The 21,543-nt window shown below is 32.9% G+C and carries 13 protein-coding genes and 1 riboswitch; all 13 genes read right to left on the bottom strand.

All coding sequences use genetic code 11. The features are described 5' to 3' along the window. Positions 1 to 5: 5 nt before the first annotated feature. On the bottom strand, positions 6 to 695 hold the full coding sequence (locus SPD45_RS03310; protein WP_336266236.1) for an ECF transporter S component: 690 nt from the start codon (positions 693 to 695) through the stop codon (positions 6 to 8). Further along, a complete protein-coding gene (locus SPD45_RS03315) occupies positions 682 to 2,376 on the bottom strand; it encodes an ABC transporter ATP-binding protein (RefSeq protein ID WP_336266237.1) in 1,695 nt (564 codons plus the stop codon). Before SPD45_RS03315 ends, SPD45_RS03310 begins: the two co-directional genes overlap by 14 nt. Continuing rightward, complete coding sequence (locus SPD45_RS03320; protein ID WP_336266238.1) at positions 2,313 to 3,230, bottom strand: energy-coupling factor transporter transmembrane component T; 918 nt, start codon at positions 3,228 to 3,230, stop codon at positions 2,313 to 2,315. The genes SPD45_RS03315 and SPD45_RS03320 overlap by 64 nt, the downstream gene beginning before the upstream one ends. Further along, entirely contained in the window at positions 3,227 to 3,772 is a 546-nt protein-coding gene (locus SPD45_RS03325; RefSeq protein WP_336266239.1) for a DUF4430 domain-containing protein, read from the bottom strand. The genes SPD45_RS03320 and SPD45_RS03325 overlap by 4 nt, the downstream gene beginning before the upstream one ends. Positions 3,773 to 3,785: 13 nt before the next feature. Next, positions 3,786 to 5,666: a prenyltransferase/squalene oxidase repeat-containing protein gene (locus SPD45_RS03330; protein WP_336266240.1), complete on the bottom strand. Its 1,881-nt coding sequence runs from the start codon at positions 5,664 to 5,666 to the stop codon at positions 3,786 to 3,788. Between the two features lie 3 nt (positions 5,667 to 5,669). Then, positions 5,670 to 7,733, bottom strand: coding sequence for a DUF4430 domain-containing protein (locus tag SPD45_RS03335; RefSeq protein WP_336266241.1), 2,064 nt, complete (start codon positions 7,731 to 7,733; stop codon positions 5,670 to 5,672). A gap of 506 nt (positions 7,734 to 8,239) precedes the next feature. Continuing rightward, complete coding sequence (locus SPD45_RS03340) at positions 8,240 to 9,331, bottom strand: DUF4430 domain-containing protein (protein ID WP_336266242.1); 1,092 nt, start codon at positions 9,329 to 9,331, stop codon at positions 8,240 to 8,242. A gap of 83 nt (positions 9,332 to 9,414) precedes the next feature. Continuing rightward, positions 9,415 to 12,816 (bottom strand): InlB B-repeat-containing protein, encoded by a 3,402-nt coding sequence (locus tag SPD45_RS03345; RefSeq protein ID WP_336266243.1) that lies wholly within the window; start codon positions 12,814 to 12,816, stop codon positions 9,415 to 9,417. Positions 12,817 to 12,977: 161 nt separating this feature from the next. Then, positions 12,978 to 13,158: riboswitch (cobalamin riboswitch) on the bottom strand. 152 nt (positions 13,159 to 13,310) lie between these two features. After that, on the bottom strand, positions 13,311 to 14,423 hold the full coding sequence (locus tag SPD45_RS03350; RefSeq protein WP_336266244.1) for a murein hydrolase activator EnvC family protein: 1,113 nt from the start codon (positions 14,421 to 14,423) through the stop codon (positions 13,311 to 13,313). Positions 14,424 to 14,806: 383 nt separating this feature from the next. Further along, complete coding sequence (locus tag SPD45_RS03355) at positions 14,807 to 16,042, bottom strand: C40 family peptidase (RefSeq protein ID WP_336266245.1); 1,236 nt, start codon at positions 16,040 to 16,042, stop codon at positions 14,807 to 14,809. Positions 16,043 to 16,322: 280 nt separating this feature from the next. Continuing rightward, a complete protein-coding gene (gene aceA / locus SPD45_RS03360) occupies positions 16,323 to 17,597 on the bottom strand; it encodes an isocitrate lyase (protein ID WP_336266246.1) in 1,275 nt (424 codons plus the stop codon). A 601-nt stretch (positions 17,598 to 18,198) separates the two neighbouring features. Then, positions 18,199 to 20,385 (bottom strand): malate synthase G, encoded by a 2,187-nt coding sequence (locus SPD45_RS03365; RefSeq protein WP_336266247.1) that lies wholly within the window; start codon positions 20,383 to 20,385, stop codon positions 18,199 to 18,201. Positions 20,386 to 21,138: 753 nt separating this feature from the next. Beyond that, positions 21,139 to 21,498, bottom strand: coding sequence for a hypothetical protein (locus tag SPD45_RS03370; RefSeq protein WP_336266248.1), 360 nt, complete (start codon positions 21,496 to 21,498; stop codon positions 21,139 to 21,141). Between the last annotated feature and the right edge of the window lie 45 nt (positions 21,499 to 21,543).

Genomic DNA, 21,543 nt, shown 5'->3' on the forward strand with positions numbered 1-21,543 from the left:
ATTCTCTATATGTTGTATTTCTTCTTTAATCTTTCTAACTTTTCACCTATTGGCTTTATGGTTAACCATAAAAAGATTACGTTCGAAATTGCATACACAGCCATAAATGGTAACGATAATCCGATAGCTGCAATATAACGTTCAACATTAAAATATCCATCCATTGACATAACAGTCCAAATATCCATCAACAACGAATAAATAACACCTGCAAATAGACCATATAACGTTAAATAAATCTTGCTTTGACGTAATTTTGCGCTTATATATGGAATTCCTGCAATAAACCCGATAAATCCCCATGAAAACATTTGAAATGGTGTCCATGGTCCTTGACCAAAATAAATATTCGAAATAAATGCAGATAGTGAACCAGCTAAAAATCCCGCTTCTGCACCAAAAAACATTGCTGATATAACGACAATCGCCGTTACAGGCTTAAAACCAGGTAAAGCCGCAAATAAAAATCTACCGACAACTGTAATTGCAATTAACACTGCGATAACAACAAGTTTTCTTGTACTTGATTCATTCTTTTCAAATGTTAAGAGCATCGAAATGACGGCAAGAATTGTAATTGCTGTTGCTATAAACAAATGACTTCTATCTGAAAAAACATTTACTCCAGCATATATAATTAAAGGTATAAACAACAGAACAATAACATAATGAATATATTTTTTATAATTTTTCATAAACTTTCCTCTCACCATTGAGACGACATAGTTGAATGACATCATTGCTCGTAATCGCATTATTATAATGATGTCGGGATAATCGATTTGCCATCGTTGTGTAAAAATTGTTTTTTGTAAAAAATGACGTGGGCTCTTCTAATGCGATAATTTCACGATCGAAAAATAACCCACATCGATCTGACACAAGAGCTGCAAACTCAATATCATGTGTTACTAACAGTATTGTCATTCCTTCAGCCTGTAATTGTAATAAAATATCCTTCAATAATAGTTTAGAAAAGGCATCTATTCCTTTTGTCGGTTCATCTAAAATAATTATTTTCGGATCTAATAACAATATTTTTCCTATTGCGAGCTTTTGTTGTTCTCCACCGCTAACATCGTATGGATGACGATCTATTAAATGACTTACACCTAATTTCTTTAAAACTTGTGTTGTCTTTTCCTCTATTTCCCCTTCAGAGTATCCCATCACCTTTCCGATCTCTTTATAATCTTCTCGTACGATAGATTTAATAAAAACTGTTTGTGGATCTTGTGGTAAAACCGCAAGTAAATTTTTATACAGTTCTTTTTGTTTGTACTTTTTAAGTAATGTATCTGCAATAAAAATTTTTCCATGATATGGCCGATATAATCCTGCCATTACATTTAATAATGTTGTTTTTCCTGAACCATTTCCTCCTAAAACTGAAATAATTTCTCCTTTATATACATCCAATTCGACACCTGCTAAAATATCTGGCAAATCTTTTTCATATCGAAACCATACATCTTTCATTGATATAATTAATTCTTTTTCTCTCTTTGTTTTTTCATTTCTCTTTAATGTTTTTAATCCATTTTTATAATGTTTTCTTAAAACGACTTTTCCTTCCCTTACCGTTAAAGGATAGTCACCTTCAAAATGTAACTGATGAAAAATTTTCACTACAGTTGGCAATGCTTCTTTCATTGGATGATTCGGATCATACATATGTAAAAGGTTTCCTATATGACTTGGTGCATCATTCAACACAATTTGTCCAGCATCCATTAATAACACACGATCCGCTATCGGAAACACCTCTTCTAGATCATGCTCAATCATTATAATTGTCGTCCCTAAATCACGATTAATTTTTTCCAACATATGAATAAATTCTGCCGAGGCTATAGGATCCAATTGGGATGTTGGTTCATCTAATAAAAGCACCTTAGGCTGCATCACCATGATACTTGCTAAATTTAATAGTTGTTTTTGACCACCTGACAATTGTTCTGTTTCTTTATGAAACCAATGATGGATACCAAAAAAGTTCGCCATTTCTCCAACACGTCTTCTAATTTCCGTTGACTCGACACCAATATTTTCTAGCCCAAAAGCCAATTCGTGCCATACTTTATCTGTCACAATTTGATGATCAGGATGTTGCATCACATACCCGATTTCAGATGCTTGTGTATGTCTATCTATATCTGATAAATTTCTTCCACAATAAAGAATCGTCCCCTCCAGATCCCCATGGGGTGTTAACTCCTGTTTTAAAAGTTTTAACAATGTCGTTTTTCCCGAACCAGATGCTCCAAAAACGGTAACAAATTCTCCCTCATCTACCGAAAAATATACATCATTTACAACTTTTTCGTTTGTATCTGGATAGGTGAAGTTGACATTTTCGATTGTAAAAATTTCCACTGTATATGCTCCTTCACTTCAAAAATAAATGGAAACATCGTTAACAAAAATATTGCTCCTTGTTGTTTCAACGTATATGCTGATACCGAAATAGAATCAAACTTTGGATAATAATAAAATTCAAATGAGCCTAATGTATATTCATAAATCGTCCAACAAAATAATAGAATCATCAAACATAATAAAAATATATCCCGTTTTTTTACTGTGAATATTGAGAAATTAGTTCTTCCAGCTAATCCATATCCACGAGCTTTCATTGCATCTGCTTGCAAAACAGCATTTTCTAAAGACCAAGTTAATATGCTATTAAACGTGCGGATACCGCTAAATATCTTATCTGTTATGCTTTCACTCGTATATAAACCTAATGTTTTTTGTGTTGCATTCACTTTTTTTATTTGTGATTTAAATAAAGGAATAAATTTCAATGCCATCGCCAAAACGAGTGATAATTTCGGCATTATTTTTCCAAATAAATAGACGAATTTATCTGAAGTCATGATTAAGCTATAGGCTTTACTCCAAAAAATAATGGATACCAACATCATTCCAATAACAACACCATATAAAATAGCCTCCATTGTAATCGGATGGTCATTGTAAAAAAATAAAATTGTTTCGCCTTTATGTACAAAAATTGGATTTGTAATGACAATGAATAAAAATACAATCGAATAAAACCCAATATCTTTCCAAAACTGTTTTGGTTTCGCTAACATAAAAAAGAAAGAAATACTCCCAATTAGTGATAATAATAAAATAATTGGATGCATCATAAACACTGTTACAAATACAATGAATACATAATATAAAAATAAAATTAATGGATGAAATGATGCAAAATTTCTCATTCATTTTCCCCTTCCTTTTCTATATCACGTCCTAAATCACAAGTGTAATGGAAAGTAATTTTATCACCATCTTCTAATACATATCTACTTACACCATAATCTGGAAAGGTACCATTTACTTCATATACCCAACCACTTAATGGTCCACAGGAAAATTCATATAAATGGTTGATACCTTGAATATAAACACTGTTATATACATTTTCATCCATTCCTTGATATTCCATTTGAATTTGATTATGTCTTACAGTTCGTAACAACACATCAAAAACTGTATCTTTCGGTCTCAACACATATTCTGTTTCTTCTAAAATAACGCCATCACTCGGCACATACTGTTCATTTCGAAGATTTTCTTTTAATTTATCCCAACTATCCAATGCTGCATCTGCCCGAATACTTATCGTGATTGTTTCGCTATCTTCAGTAATGTCATCAATATTCGTTAAATAGTATTCTTCTACCGATTGAATGTTCGTTCCTTTAAATAAAATAACTCCGATTAATATAATAAAAGCTATTAATATTAAATCTTTCCTCATGTTTTCGCCTCACTCAATCATTCATATAATGAGTTAACTTCTTTTCTCGCACACGTTTTTTTCTTCGATATATGAAAAGTACAATACTCAAGACAAAAATGGCTCCAAACACAACCGTCATAACCTTGTTGCGTTTCATCGTTTTAATTTTTGTTACTGCTTGATCAATGTCCTCAGAATTGACAATTTTCTTCTTATCATATTCATTTAACGCTTCATAACTTATTTGTATTTCATTTACTTTCTCTTCATCCTTTATTTGCAATTGTTCTATCGGATACAAAGTGTCAACAATAGATTGATTTAAATGATCGATTTTTTCTTGCAAATTATTAATCTTCACTTTAACTTCTTTTACCTTTTTAATTTCATTTTCATAGTTTTTTTCTGCTGCCTCTAATTTACGTAATAATGTTACAATATCAATAGCATACTCAGTTGAATCTATACTAGCTAATTCTTCTATGAATTGTAAATCTTCTTCAGTAATTTCATGGTTCATTGCATCCGATTCTGTGAAAATTGGTATAATTGTTCCCGCTCCATTATCATTTACACCAATATTTTCAACAATTGACTTAGCATCATTTTCAATTTGCAATGATTCCATTTTTTTTGCGAGTAAATTATAATTTGTAACATATACTCTTTCTTCTACCGGTATATCTTTGAACAGTTCAAACAATGATAAAATAGCTTCCTTATCATCATCTACTTCCATAATCATTTTATTTAATTCGTCTATTTTATTTTTCTCTTTATCATTTAATTCTGGACGGAAATCATATAACGAACGGTAACCATGTTCAAAACGATATAAGGCAACTAATGCATATAATGCTTGGTCTGTAGCCATAGTATTTGACTTTCCTGGTTGTGCAGATGGATTTTCCTCATCTAATTCATTAGAATGAACAAAACCGCCATCACTCATCTGGAAATTCATTAATGCATCGTACATCGTATGTCCGTTTTTAATAAAACGTTCGTCTGAAAATATATCAATGCCTAAGCTTGTTAGTGCTACAATTACTTGAACGATACTCTCTGTATTCTCCATTTCCATCGATTCGTAGGCGCCATTGGCTAATTGCATTTCTGACAATATATTCAATGCTTCATCTACCACTTCGCGAACCGTTCGCTCTACTTTCTTTCCGGTACTTTTACGTTCATATGTGAATGTTTCCTCACTATTGTAATATGGAGCAAGTGCAGTGATAGCCATTCCCGTCATATCTGGATCCGCTGTTTCTTCACTCAAAGAAAATCCGCCATCATTTAATTGTTGTTGCAAGATTTCTAATATAATATCTTCACGTGTTGTTTCTGCATCCTCCGGTATTTTGTATCTCATCGAGTCTAATGTAATCAGCGCCCATATCCACGCATTGATTCCTTGTTCACCTAAACTATTATCTTTTTCACGATTGTATGTTCCGTCTGCAATTAAATCGATTGGTTTATTATTTTTATCTAGTCCAATCCTTGTGGGATCACCACCCATCGCCAATATTGCAAGAGAGATCCGATGCCATTCCGTTGCCTTTGACTCACTTAATTTATGAGGTGATTCATATCTTTCTGACACGACACTATTAATAACAGCTAAATATGATTCATAATTATCTGGATAACCAATTCTCCCAAGACCGACAGGAAACCAATCCCCTGTCGTATCTCCAGCATTGTTTAATAGTTTGTTATCTAAAAGTGGCTCAGCTTCACTTATTTCAAGAGAATGCCGCTTCCATTGAAATATTTCTTCAATTGTATTAATATAATTTCGTTTTTCGTTCGCTTCTATTTTTTCATACAAAAAGAAACTTTGAAAAAATAGCATTGTAATAATTATTGCAATTACATATAAATTTCCTTTATTTTTCCATTTCATTGATTACCACTCTTTTCCGAAATCCATGCCTGGCATTCCACCACCGATATCTGCTCCTAAAGCGAGAGTATATCGAATGCGAATTACATCTCCTTCTTTAAAATAATAGTCCGCAAATCCAACATTTGGATATGTAGAGTTTACGCTATACATCCAACCTGAACCATTTGTAAAATCAAATTCTCCTAATGAATCTGAACTATGATCCTCTTCATCAAATCTGTCGGCAATATCCCTTACTAATTCAGCTAAATCTTCCGGAACTTTTGGCTTTGTATCATAAAGTCCAGGCATTGATAAATGTGATAAATAAAATCCATTTTCATGAGTCCCTGTATATTCGTAAGTAATACCATATTCTTCAAAAACACGATCGATTGTTTCTGAACCACGTTCATTTGCATATAATTCAACCTGTGTTGGAGGAATAAGATATCCTAAACCAATAGTTGTTGCTTCAAGACTTAATGTCACATGTCCTATTGGCTCACCTTCTCCAGCTATCTCACCTTGTACAGTCATATTCATTGTACCAATATTACCGTTCTGATCTTTTGCAGTTACTGTTATATTATTAGCTCCATCTTGCACATTCATTGTAAAAGATACATGAGCATCATTAACCCAGTTAGGAGAAATAGACTCACCATTATTAGATGCAGAAATAGAAACATCTTGTCCTGTCAATCTACTACCATCGTCATTTATCGCTTCTACATTAAATGTATGTACAGAATTTTTTAATGTTTGTCCATCTGCTAGATCATTTATACGTAATTTAATCGTTTGCTCAACATCTTCATCTTCTTTTCCACCATCAGGCTTTGTATATATAACTGTGTACGATGCTTTTGCAGTATTTCCATTATGAGATGCCTCGAAGTAGATTTTATTTTCTCCTTCATTTAATGTAACAGAGTAATTTCCTCCGCCATCATCATGTATCGTGTCACCGTTCAACGTTGCTTTTAAATCAATTTGATTTTCATCTGCTTTTGCAACTGCATAAAATGAATAAGTAGGATCTGCTACTGTTTCATTTTCTACATCTGTTTCGATGATTATTTCTTCCTCTTTCTTTTCAAATACAATTGAATAAGTAGACTTAGCTTTTTTTCCTCTAGCTTCAGCCAATAAAACAAACTCATTTTCTCCTTCTTGTAATACAACATTATATTGATTGTCTTCTGCTACATCTAACTCATTTCCGTTATGAGTAATATATAGTGGTATTGTCTCGTCACCTAACAAAGCCTCGGCATTAAAAGAGAAATTTTCATTTTGTACCACTTTTCCATCGTCTAAATTTGTTATAATAATAATTTCATCCGAAACAAAATAAACAGTATAAGTTTTTGTTACAGTAAATGTATTTTTATTTTTATCCTCATACGTTACTTTTACACCAATAATGTTTTCGTCTTCATCTAATGTTACTTTTCCATTGAATTTTTCAACGACTTTTCCATTTAATAAAACCTCTGTTTTTTTCACTTTATAATCATTTTCTTTATGAATTACGCGAAACTCATAATTACTTTCCGTGACAGTTTCTCCATCTTTAATTGTCGTTGTAAAATATTCATTTTCTTCACTATTGTCGTTTGTTTCACTATCTAAAGAAATATTCGGTGACTCTTTATCAACCCGGTTACCATCCGCATCTTTATATGCATTACTATCTTTACTTTTTTCGTTTGATTCTTCAGATGTTTCACCACTTTTTCGTTCTATCTGATCATTTAAATCCTCTGTTAATTCATCTTTATTTCCTTCTTCTTTTTCTTCATCTTTTTCTTCTGGTCCATCTTCCTGTTCTTTTTCTTCTTTCTCGTTATCATCCTTATCTTCTTCTGATTCGTTATCTTCTTGTTCATTTTCAAGTTCATCTAGAAGTTCCTTATACTCACCTTCTAAGGGAACTTTCGAACTGTCGATAGCTTCTCCAATTGGATTTTCAGGTAATGCGACCGGCTGGTCTTTCCAACTATAAATAATTGTAAAAATAAATAATAAAAGTAACGATACGATAGAAATCCTTTTCCACACTGTTTTATTTATCTTCATTTCATTCATCCTTTGCTCATTCATTCAATAAAAAGTAGGTATTCTTCCCACTCTTTATTCAATAAATGATTCAGTACAGATAAGTTTGAGACAAAACTAGTATTCATATGTTAATCTTGTCCCAAACAATATTTAACAGTTACACTCGATTTTCTTTCTACATGTGCAAGTAGAATATATCCTTACCCCAAAAATGAAAATCGCACAAATAAACATTATAAAAATTGTCATTTGGTATCAGCGTTATACTTATTCTTCGTTTTATCTATAGAACTTCTTCTATCTCTTATTTAATTAGAAAGAATAACGAATATAATGCAGCTACATATTAACTACTGTTTTTTCCCTTATCATTCAAGATGAGTAACTAACTCATAATCATTTAATAATTTTAAAATATACTTAATTAGTTATATTTTTTCTTCAATTATTCGGTATATAAAAGATTACATTTACCTTTCTATTTGCTCACAAAAACTCATGGGATTTAGGTGTCCTTGATTAATTTAATTTAGATTCCCACTATTTTCTATAACATTCACAGCATTTTCTAAATCAAGTAGAGCATCATCAATTTCAACTTGAGATGCATTTACTTTTTGCAATATCGTTAAACTATGATTATAGGCTTTTTCAATATCCTCATACTGTAAATATTCATCACGATGGAAAGTATTAATTTCTGCAATAGCTGATGTTAAAGCATCTTTATTTACTAATTCAAAGAAGTTATTGCCCCATCCACCACCAATATCAGAACCTAATGCAAGTGTGAACTGTGTTCTAATCACATCGCCATCTTTTAAATAATAATCTGCATATCCAACATTGGGAAATATATTATTAACCGAGTACATCCAACCCGATAGTGAATTAAAATCAAACTCTCCTAAGTAGTTTTCATCGTAATTATTTTCATTATAATTTCCTTCCAATGCCTCTTTTAATGCTTCAGGAATTTCAGGTTCTACTGTATAAATTTCATTTTCTGCTGCTGCAATAGCTGCTAAATAAAACGATTGATTGATAGTACCTGTAAAGTCATAGTCAAATCCATTACTTTCCAAAATTCTCACTAATAACTCTGAAGCACGTTCTCCTTTGATAAGATCAACTTTTATCGGTTCCACTATGTAACCTAGGCCAATTGTAAATGCATCCATCGAAAATATTATATTCCCAATAACATCTCCATCTTCTGCTTCCTCTTTCATAATGACATAATTCTTATTTATTTTCGTATTAGAATAGTTTACTTCAATATTAATATTATTCTTACCTATAACAAGGTCTGTTGTGTAACTTGTCTTTTCATCATCATTCCAATTAATCGGTATATTCTTCCCATTATTTGTCACGGAAATATAATCTATGTCAATTTTTTCATCATTAACGTCTCGAACCCAGACATCAAATGTAAGCTTATCTAATTTCGTTACTAAGTTATCCTCTATGTTTGTTTCTATAGATATAGTTTCATTGGTAATTTTCTCTTTTGGTACATCATTAGCGTATACTGGACCAATTTTAATTTGGAAAATGGAAACAATAAAAAGAATTACCATTAAATTCATTAAAATATGTTTTCTTTTATTCATTAAAGTAGCTCCTTTTTCATCTCATTTTTTCATAATATAAATATGTTTCCAGAAGTAGATCTACTTCTGGAAACATGTAACTACTATTTGCTCTGAACAATCCTTCTACTTACAAATAGAGCGATTCCTGTTACAAGTAAGATAAATCCAATAAATAATATTGTATACATTGTTGTCGCTGTGTTAGGTAAGTGCTCTTTATTGTCTTTTTCCACTTCATCTTCTTGTGCCTGCTCAGACTTCGATTCACTAGGTTCAATGACGGTAGGTGAAGCATCTTCTTTTATATCCTCATCCCCTGGATTCTCTTCAGTTTCAGATTTCTCAGGCTTTGTTTCTGGTTTACTCGGTTGTTTTCCACCTTGCTCAGAATTTGAAGTTTCTTTATCCTTTAAATCTTTAATTGACTGTTTTAATAAAGCTAGGGCTTCATTTACTTCTTCTTGTGTTGCTTGATCATTTTCTACAACTGTTTTAGCGTTGTTTAATGCCTCTTTAAACTTTTCTACAGTTTGCTTAGTCTTATTAGATAGATCAACTGATGATGCATCATTTACTGCATTTTGTAATTCTTCCTTTTGTACCATTTCTTCTGTCGGTTCTTCTTTTAATTGATCGATTTTTAATTGAAGATCTCTTAATGTAGCATCAACTTCATCTTGAGTTATCTCTTCATCTTCGAGTACAGTTTTCGCATGTTCTAACGCATCCTCAAATGAATTAACAGATTCTTCTGTTTTATTCGATAAATCAATGTTATCTGCTTCTGCAATCTTTTCTTGTAATTCATCTTTTAATGCTCTTTGCTTTAATTCAGAAATTGCGTTCAATAAAGCATTTGCCGCTTCATCGACTTCCTCCTGAGTTGCATTCTGATTTTCTAATGCTGCTTTTGCTTCAGTTAATGCATTCTCAAAGTTCATAACACTTGAAGGAGTTTTGTCATCAAGGTTTATTTCTTCTGCTCGTTCAATCTCTCTTTCCAACTTCTCTTTATTAATTTCTTCTTGTTCTTCTTGTACACTTTCAATTTTCTCTTGAACATCTTCTACAATCATATCAACTTCATCTTGCGTAATAGATTCATCTTCAATAATGCTATTTAATTGTTCTAATGTTTCGGTAATGATTTCTTGTTGCTCTACTGTAAATAATTCTTCCTTATATCCACTTAATCGAGCTTCTTCAAAGATGGCATGAGAAATAACTACTTCTTCTGTCTCTGTTTCATCCCTATATTCAATTTTACCCAATGCAACTTCCAATTGATTAATCATTTCCTTTAGATTATCAATTGTCGCATTCGATGAATCTAATGTTGATATCGTTCTTACACTTCTAAATTCTTTTATGTTTAGTTCGCGTAAAACCATTTCCGCTTGTCCAAACAAACTTCCTAATGATCTAGCAGAGTCGTTGGTAATTGTCTTTAAATTTGTTTGTAATATTTCATTCATTTTTGTTTCTAATTCAACTTTTAAATTATCTACTACTACTTCTTCTTCTAATTGAACGATTCTTGTCTCTAATGATTCTAATTTTGAAACATTAGAAACATATAATTTTGCATTTTCAGATAAACTATCAAATTTTAAACGTGCCTGTTCAATAGCTTCTTTATGGTCTAATGTTACATCAATAGTGGCAGGTAAATTTCCGATCATTTCTTGTACTTCTAATCCTGCTATTTCATCTTCATTTACCGCTTCTGTCCACTTCGCATAAAATGTTTTATCTTCCGTAGAACCTTTAGTAATTTGAGTTACTTTTTCTCCTTCAAATGATGCATTAGTAAACCATCCTTCAAATGTATAACCCTCTTTTAAAATATCTTCTTCTTTTGGTAAAATTACATCATCATCAATTGTATAATCTGTTACAATTTCATCTGATATAAATGAAGCATCATTTAACTCATACGTGATAGAATAAACTTCATTTTCATATTGAGCGTGTAATGTCACATCTTTTTCAGGAACAACTAATAATTCCCCAGCTTCATAAATAGTACCTGAACCATCTTGTTTACTGTTCCACTCAGTAAAAGATTTTCCTTTTACATCTTGTCCTTCTGGAATTTCTACTAATCCATAACGTTTCCCGCTTTCTATTGAACTATTTCCTTCTTCCTCAAACGTTACAGTTTGCTCTTTTGCCACCAACATATCTTTATATTCGCCATTTACCATGTCAGACATGTCATATAAATCATTTTTTCCTTTAACAAAACGTTCATAAGCGATTAATCCATAAATCGATTGGTCTGTAGCCATTCCGTTAACACCGTAGCCAGAACCTCCACCACCATCATTTCCGGATGTTACATGTCTAAATCCACCTGAAATATTGTATATCGTCTCTTCTGTATTATCTCTATATGATTCTTTTTCTGGTGTAGTTCCTGGCGCCCAAAATGTTAGTAATTTATCAACCATATTATTCGTAGTAACACCGTCATGTTTACCGCCATCAGTAACAAAATTTACTTGTTTTCCAAGATACGGTAAATCTACTGTTGAAATAGGATCCATTCCTAAAGCAGTTAATGCTACAACTACTTGCACAGTACTCTCTACGTTGACATTACCAAAAGCAGCAAATCCACCATTATCTAACTGCATATCACCTAATACAACAATTGCCCGTTCTACCGCTTTAGCAAATTCTTCAAACTTATAAGTAGAATCAGTTTGCTCAAATAATGCCTTATCCTTGTAGTATGGAGCTAATGATTGTAATGCCATTCCAGTAATATCTGCATCAGGTTGTTTCCCCATTAATGCCCATCCACCGATTGTTCCATCAGATTGTTCTATTTCTCTATCTAAAATGTAATCGATCATTTTACCAATCGTGTTTACATTTTCATTTGTTGTATCTTCATAAAGTTCATAAGGTCCTGTGTTTAAAGCGATAATTTCCCAAATTGGACCATTAATTCCTTGTCTGTATGAGAATGGATATGATTCAGATAATTTTTCTATATAGTCATAACCAGCTACATTTGTAATATCATAACCGAGAGCACTTAGTGCTAAAATAGACCTTGACCATTCTGTGGATTTATTACGGTCCAGGTTGCCACTCTTTCTTTCTACATACTCCTCTACTCGATTTATGTATCCATCGAAATATTCCTGTGTTAATTCATCATTGTAATAGTAACCGCCATCTAGTCCTCTTAGTAAACCCATTACTGTCCATTCACCATTTGATGTTCCGAAAATAGGAGCATCTACAACATTATAATTATATAAGTTTGCATGGTTAATATAGAAGCCGACCTCCGGCTTTTCATCTTCCCAAAATCGCACATCTAAATGTAAGTAATCATTATTCGGATCATAAATCCCTTGATTTACAACATCTACTAACGTTTTTTCTTCGTCTTTTTCACTCGCTGAACTTAGTTGTGGAAACGAAGATACTACAAGTAAAAGCGCTGCCAAAATTGCAAAAAACTTTTTAAACAACTGTTTTCCCATTATACCTTGTCCTTCCTTTATAATTTCCCACACAAAATAACCTTGAACAATCCGGTCCTGTTCAAGGTTATAGCATGAATATTTATCATAAATACACGTATGTATACATACATAGGTATAATATATATGAATGAATATTTCCCCTTAGTCCCGGAAGGTTCGAAATAATACTCATCTTGACAAGTCTCCTGACTTAGGATCATTGCAATTGTCTTTTCCTTCCCGGAAATTTATCCAGTGGATTCAAAAGATTGCTCCCCATAACAGTGGCCGGACCGTTCAGGATTTTCACCTGATTCCTTATTAAGTTGCATATGCAACATCAAAATGATATATGAAGTTTTTTATGTAGGTATAATCAATACCCATCTTATATCATAGTACAACTTTTCTGAATTTAAAAGCATCTTTATAACTATGTAGAGGAAGTAAATGTCAAAAGAACATAAAAAAGTGTGAAAAAGGAATATCCTTCTTCACACCATTTTTCTATATTATCGCAAAAATGTAGTTGGATTTGTAATGTTGCCATTATTATGTACTTCAAAATGTAAGTGAATACCAGTCGAATCACCTGTCGTACCCATGACACCAATTTGTTCTCCACGCTTTACTTTTTGACCTGATTTCACAGTAATTTTCGACATATGTGCATACAATGTTTTTAAACCATTACCATGATCTACAATTACCATGTTTCCATAACCACCAGAATTCATCCCAGCTGATTCTACTGTACCAGCTTCGGCTGCATAAATTGGAGGTGATGTACTTCGATCTGTTCGAGCAATATCAATACCTTTATGCATTGCACCCCAACGCTCTCCAACGTGACTGGAAATGTATCCACCATCAGTCGGCCAACCCAAAGTTGAGTTACTATTAGCAGTATCAACAGAAAAAGATGTCCCTATATTTTCAGCTTCTTTTTCTGCCTCTAGTAATGCCAATTCTTTATCTTCTAATTTTAATTTTTTCGTTTTAGCTTTAAACTTCGCTTCTTTTTTCTTTATTTTTTCCTTCTTTTCCTCCGTTAACTCTTTTTGCATTTCTGTATTTTGCTTAATTTGTTTTAACTCTTGTTCTAAATCTTCCAGTTGTGCAAGCTTTTTCTCAACTTTTGCTTTATCTTTTTCTAAGTCTTCAATTAAACTTGCATCTGACTCAGCAATCGTATTAACTGCACTTGCTCGACTAATAAAATCATTAAAATCTTCTGCACCAAATAAGATTTCGATATATTGAATGTCGCCACCATTTGATTGGATCGATTTTGCACGTTCTTTTAAAATGTCAAAACGTTTTTCGATTTCCTCTTCTAATTTTTCAATTTCCTCTTCTACTTTCTTTATCTCTTTTTTTGTTTCTTTCATTGCCTTTTCATTTTGTTTCAATGTTTCTTTATACTCTTTGATCTCTATATTAAGTTCCTTTATTTCTTTCACTAATTTTTTGATTTCTTTATTCGCTTTCTTTAAGTCTTTCTTTATATTCTCTCTATCTTTTTGAATATCTTCTATCTTTTCAGCTGCAATGTCATTTGTTGGATATAATACAGTTCCAGCAAATAAAATTGCTACCGCTAAAAATAACTTTATATACTTCAATGCATCTTACTCCCTTCCTCTTTTTGTCCCCAAAGCATATTATAACAATCTAACATTTCATACGAATGTGATTCTCATTACAGTTTATTATCAAATTTCAAACAAAAAATAAGCACATATTACTATTTTAGTAACTTATGCTTATGTGACTATACAATTATTTCAAATTATGTAATAACTGTTACATTGCACGAAGTACAAATAGGCTCCTACAAATAATATGTAATTTCGGCTTGTCCAAGGCAATCAACCTACTAGTGACAAAAAGTTACATACAAATGATGCTCATACTCCATTTTATGTATATACAAACAAAATAAAACTAGCATGAAATAGAGTCGTCATCCATCTATTTCATACTAGCTTTTCATTATAATATTTAATTATTTAACTCTTCTTACGTGACCGCTGAATACGCCACTCCAGTAAGAGTTGTTCATGCTTACGATTTCTACCCCTCTACCAGACTGTGATCCGATGAACTGTCCTCCACCTAAGTAAATTCCAACATGTCCATCTGTTTTGTACGTATCAAAGAATACTAAATCTCCAGGTTTTGCGTTGCTATAATCTACTTTTGAACCAACACTTCTCATACCTGCTGTACTTCTCGGTAAAGAAATTCCTTCTTGCTCATATGCCCAAGATACGAAACCAGAACAGTCAAATTGTCCAGCTGATGGATTTTTCGCTCCAAATACATAAGATGAACGACCGATAAACTGTTTTCCAGCTGAGATTGCTGATCCACCTGCTCCAGTATATGCTGGTGCCTTAGCTTTCTTTTCCTTTTTAGGAGTATCAGATGAAGTGCTTGTAGCTGCTTCACTATTATTTGATCCATTAGAATTCGATGTACTTACTGTAGAAGCATTCGATTCATTTGTTGATGTTTCAACTACTTCTTCTGCTGGTGCAGCTAATTCTGCTAATACACGTGCCTCTAACTCTTTTAACTCTGAACTTTCAGATGTTAATTTAGATTTTTCTGTTTCATACTTATCTTTTTCTGTTTTTAATTGTGCAACCTTTTTATTCTCTTCTTCTTTCTGTTCTTCCATTGTAGAAGCGATTCCTTCAAGTTCTACTTTTAAGTCGTTTTGTTCGTCAATTTTTTCTTCTACTTTTTCTTTATCTTTCTCGTTTGCTTCAATTAACTCAATATCTGAATTTGTAATTGTTGTTACAGCATCTACACGGCTTAAAAACTCAATTGGATCTTTAGAACCTAATAACACTTCCATAAACTGAACGTTTCCACCATTCGCTTGATATGATGCTAAACGCTCTTTTAAAATTTCGTTACGTTCTTCAATTCTATCATTGATTGTATCTACTTCACTGTTTAATGTATTAATTGCTTCTTTAACTTTCTTCTGTTCTTTTTCGTTTGCTTTAATAGCTGTTTCAATTCTAGCAACTTCTTCATTAATACCCTTCATTTTGTTTAATGTTTCTGCTAGTTTTTTCTCTGTTTTAGAAAGTTTTGAATCAACTTTATCTTGTTTTTGATTAATCTCATCTAAAGAAGGTTCAGCACCAACTGCATCACTTCCTATAATTACCCCACCTAATGATACAACTGCTACTGTACTTAAAGTTAATAAAGTTTTCTTCAACTTAAAATTCCCCGCTTCCCTAAAATTAGTATTATATGTAAATTTTCTCTTTATTTTCTCACTCAACTGTTTACAAGTATAACATTTTAAAATGACAACAATATTGTAGTAATATTACAATTATGTTTCAAATCTTGTCTTTTTTTGAAAAATGCTAAACAATTTATAAAAAAATGATATATATTCACAATTGTTTAGTTTACATGATTTTTGTTATATTACAAGAAAAAACAAAAAACTATCTTAAGCAACCGCCTAAGATAGTTTTGTATCCTGTTTATTAAAACTGCTCTGCTTCTGTTGATCCAGCTAAAGCAACTGTTGATGATTCACCGCTCGCAATTACTTGTGCTACTTCATCAAAGTAACCTGTTCCAACTTCACGCTGGTGACGTGTTGCAGTGTACCCTTTTTCTTCCGCAGCAAATTCTGGACTTTGTACTAGACGTGAGTATGCTCCCATACCTTTATCTTTGTACTGTTCTGCTAATTCGAACATGCTGTAGTTTAACGTGTGGAATCCAGCTAATGTTACGAACTGGTATTTATAACCCATTTTCGCAATTTCTTTCTGGAAGTTATCCATTTCCTCTTCAGACATATGGATTGACCAGTTAAACGATGGAGAACAATTATAAGCAAGTAATTGATCCGGATATTCTGCATGGATTGCTTCTGCAAAACGACGTGCCTCATCTAAATCTGGTTCAGCTGTTTCACACCAGATTAAATCAGCATATGGTGCGTACGCAAGTCCACGAGCAATCGCTTGATCTAAGCCAGCTTTCGTACGGTAAAACCCTTCAACTGTTCTTTCACCAGTTAAGAATTGGTGATCATACTCGTCTACATCACTTGTAATTAAATCAGCAGCGTTCGCATCTGTACGAGCCATGATTACAGTTGGTGTTCCCATTACGTCAGCAGCAAAACGTGCTGAGATTAAGTTCTTGATTGCTGTTTGTGTAGGAATTAAAACTTTTCCACCTAAGTGTCCACATTTCTTCTCTGAAGCTAATTGGTCTTCAAAGTGTACCCCAGAAGCTCCAGCTTCAATCATTGATTTCATTAATTCGAAAACGTTTAAATGTCCACCAAATCCTGCTTCCGCATCTGCAACGATTGGAGCAAAGTAATCATTTGTTACATTTCCTTCAGAATACTCAACTTGGTCTGCACGTTGTAATGCGTTATTAATACGACGTACAACTTGTGGTACACTGTTTACTGGATATAAACTTTGGTCTGGGTACATTTCACCAGCTTGGTTTGCATCTGCCGCTACTTGCCACCCACTTAAGTAAATAGCTTTTAATCCAGCTTTAACTTGTTGTACTGCCTGGTTTCCTGTTAAAGCTCCTAATGAGTTAACGTAATCCTCTGTATTAATTAGATCCCATAATTTTTTAGAACCACGCTCAGCTAATGTATGCTGAATATCTAATGATCCTCTTAATCGAATAACATCCTCTGCACTATATGGACGCTTAATTCCTTTCCAACGTGGATTCGTATCCCAATCTTTTTGTAATTGCTCTGCTCTCTCTTTGTACATGTTCTTTTTCCTCCTTGAATTTACCTTCTATAATCTTTTTTTGTTATATGAAAAGTTTCATAGATTTTCTATAAAACTATGTTACTAACGACTTTGTTATACTACACTACAAACATTTACTCTGATACTTTTGATAGGCAATAATCACACTCTAGTGTAAGACTAGCTTCTACGACTCTTGTTCCACACTCTGGGCAAGCGATTTTTTCAATTTTTTTCATTGTTATTGCACCTCCATTTGTATAACAGATCATCTTTGTTTGTATCTGTTATAATACAGTATAGTACATATTAAAATAAATGCAAGGGTTTTTATAAAAGTTTTTAGAATTTTTTTATTTATAGTATAAACAAACCTCCAAATGTGTTGATATTTAAGTATTTTTAGTCAATTATATTTTTTATTTATTTATATAATCTGTTGTTGAACAGGGCTTAGTTAATGTTAATTTTCCCCATATTTTCCATTCTATTCGTCTGTTTTATTCATAAACCCTTCATCTTGATATAGAACAGACTGTTATATAAGCAGTATTTTGTTATGAATTCAACTCTATAAACCAAAAAAAGGAACCTGGATTTAACCAGATTCCTCTTTCTATTAAGCGTGTGTAACGCCAATTTTTTCTTTAAATTCGATACGACGACGCTGTAAAATCGGCTCCGTGTATCCATTCGGTTGTTTCGTTCCTTCAAAACATAAATCACATGCTGCTTGGAATGCAATAGATTCATCAAAATTCGGTGCCATATTGCGGTATAATCCATCGCCAGCATTTTGTTCATCTACTACAGCCGCCATTCTTTGTAACGTTTCTAACACTTGTTCTTTCGTTGTGATTCCGTGGTGCAACCAGTTTGCTACCATTTGACTTGATATACGTAATGTTGCACGGTCTTCCATTAAGCCAACATCATTAATATCAGGTACCTTTGAACAGCCAACACCTTGTTCTACCCAACGAACAACATACCCTAACATCGTCTGAATATTATTGTCTAATTCAGATTGAATTTCTTCTGGTGTCCATGTTGGATTTGCTTCAACAGGAATTTGTAAAATTTCATCATTATAGTTTCCTGATGTCCCAGCATGTAACAAATTATCTTGAACATCTTTTACATTTACTTCATGATAGTGAAGTGCGTGCAATGTTGCTGCCGTTGGAGAAGGAACCCAAGCAGTGTTTGCTCCCGCTTTTACGTGCCCAATTTTCTGATCTAACATATCGTTCATCATATCAGGCATTGCCCACATACCTTTACCAATTTGTGCATTGTTTTGGAACCCTGCAGCTAAACCTACTTGTACGTTATTTTTCTCATACGAGCTTAACCAAGTAGCATTTTTCATATCTTGTTTACGTAACATCGGACCGATTTCCATAGATGTATGGATTTCATCCCCCGTACGATCTAAAAATCCTGTATTGATAAAAATTGCACGTTCTTTTACTGCATGGATACAGTTCTTTAAATTTAAACTCGTGCGACGTTCTTCATCCATTACTCCAACTTTTAATGTATTACGTTCTACTTGAATTGCGTCTTCAATGCGTGCAAATAAATCATTTGTAAATGCAACCTCTTCAGAACCATGCATTTTCGGTTTTACAATATATACGGAACCTTTTTTCGAGTTTGTATATTTTGCATTTCCAATTAATTCATGTTTTGCGATTAAACTTGTAATAATTCCATCTAAAATTCCTTCATAACAAACTGTACCATCCTCATTTAGTACAGCATCGTTCTCCATTAAGTGTCCTACATTACGAACGAGCATCAATACACGTCCAGGTAGCACAACATCATCGCCATTAGCTCCTGTATACACACGGTCTTCATTGAATGTACGTGTAACCGTTTTATCTCCACGTTGGAATGTAGCTGTTAAATCTCCACGAATTAACCCTAACCAATTTCGGTATACATCGATTTTATCTTCTGCATCAACAGCTGTTACGGAGTCTTCACAGTCCATAATGCTCGTTAATGCTGATTCTAATACAACATCTTTCACATTCGCTTTATCTGTTTTCCCAACAGGGTGTGTACCATCGATTTGAATATCGATATGTAATCCATTATTTTGTAATAAAATTGACGATGGCTCCGAAGCATCCCCTTGATACCCAATGAATTGCGTTTGATCTTGTAATGTTGTTGTGTCACCGTTTTCTAATGTTACTTTTAAAGTTCCATTTTCCACTTCATACTTCGTCGCAGCTTTATGACAACCTGATGCCAGTGGTGTATTTTCATTTAAAAATTCTCTACTTCTTTCAATAACCTTATCTCCACGAACTGGATTATATCCAGCTGTTTTCTCCGCACCATTTTCCTCACTTATAATATCTGTTCCATATAATGCATCATACAAAGAACCCCAGCGGGCATTCGCTGCGTTAATCGCATAACGTGGATTGTTAATCGGAACTACTAATTGAGGTCCAGCCATTGTCGCAATTTCATCATCGACATTTTCTACGTTAATATTAAAGTCGTCAACGTCTTTTTCTAAGTATCCAATTTCTTCTAAAAATGTTTTATATGCACTTGCATCAAATTCTTTATTTTCTTTATGCCAAGCATCAATTTGATCTTGTAATTGTTGACGATTTTCTAATAGTTCTCTGTTTCTCGGAGTGAAATCAACGAAAATTTGCTCGAAGTCTTGCCAAAACTGTTCTACATCAAGACCTGTACCTGGTAATGCTTCTCTGTTTACAAAATTATACAAATCCTCTGCTACCTTAATCTTCCCTACTGCTACATAATCAATCATTTCTCTTTCCTCCTGTCATAGTATAGAAACAATTATTTGAATCTATTATATAACAGATTAACTCGGAAATACAATAGGAAAAAGCATTTTTATCCATTATTTTAAAATTACACTTTAAAAACATCGACAATTCAACATTTAACAAAGCTATATATAATTTTCTTTTATTCCATCTGTTACATAACTGTTATAATTTGGAATTTTACTTCGTTTTTAAGACTAAAGAATCTTTATACGTTATTTTTACGGTTTGATGTTTTCCTTCATCCACCTGCTCATTTAATACTTTATAAATATCATGATCCGCTTTTATTTTCTTTTTCTATTTTTTCAAATTCCCCTTCAAATCCAAGCCTCTTTTTAAAACTTCTTCATATATTTTCCTGTTTTTGATTGAAATGGGTAATATCCTTCCATTACTTCTGTAGTGGATTGTAAAAATTCCCGAGTAAATTCATATGTAAAAGCTTCTACATTAGATAGTTTCTTCCGCTTTTATGAATGATTTCTCTTTTGTGTAGTAAATAATTAATCAAAAAATACAAAGAAAAATCAAGTGTCTTCTGATAAGATAAAGATATCAATCAAAGCAAGTGCTTTTCTATGTCGTATGAAGAACTAATTGTCGTCCACGTAACAATAAGAAAATACTACGTTTGAGCTCCAATCAGTGCCCACGGTTGCTTCTGTCAGCACGATAAAATCAGGCAAACTGAAAATTTCCTTCTATAACGGTGTAGATAAACATACCATTCAAAATAAAATATGATTTACGGATATATGACTTATTTTCGCAATTGGGAGCACTTTTTTCCATGAACTTGCAATTATATCAAGTAATTCCGCAAGTGGAAGCACTTTTTTCCATGAACTTGCGAATATATCAAGTAATTCCGCAAGTGGAAGCACCTTTTTCCATGAACTTGCGAATATATCAAGTAATTCCGCAGGTGGAAGCACTTTTTTCCATGAACTTGCGAATATATCAAGTAATTCCGCAAGTGGGAGCACTTTTTTCCATGAACTTGCGAATATATCAAGTAATTCCGCAGGTGGAAGCACTTTTTTCCATGAACTTGCGAATATATAACTTAAATAAAAAAATAACGCCAAAACCCTTCTGATAAAAGGATTTTGGCGTCTTCTATAACTCCATTT

This window comes from Pseudogracilibacillus sp. SO10305, assembly GCF_037072005.1.
Lineage (GTDB): Bacteria > Bacillota > Bacilli > Bacillales > Amphibacillaceae > Pseudogracilibacillus > Pseudogracilibacillus intestinigallinarum.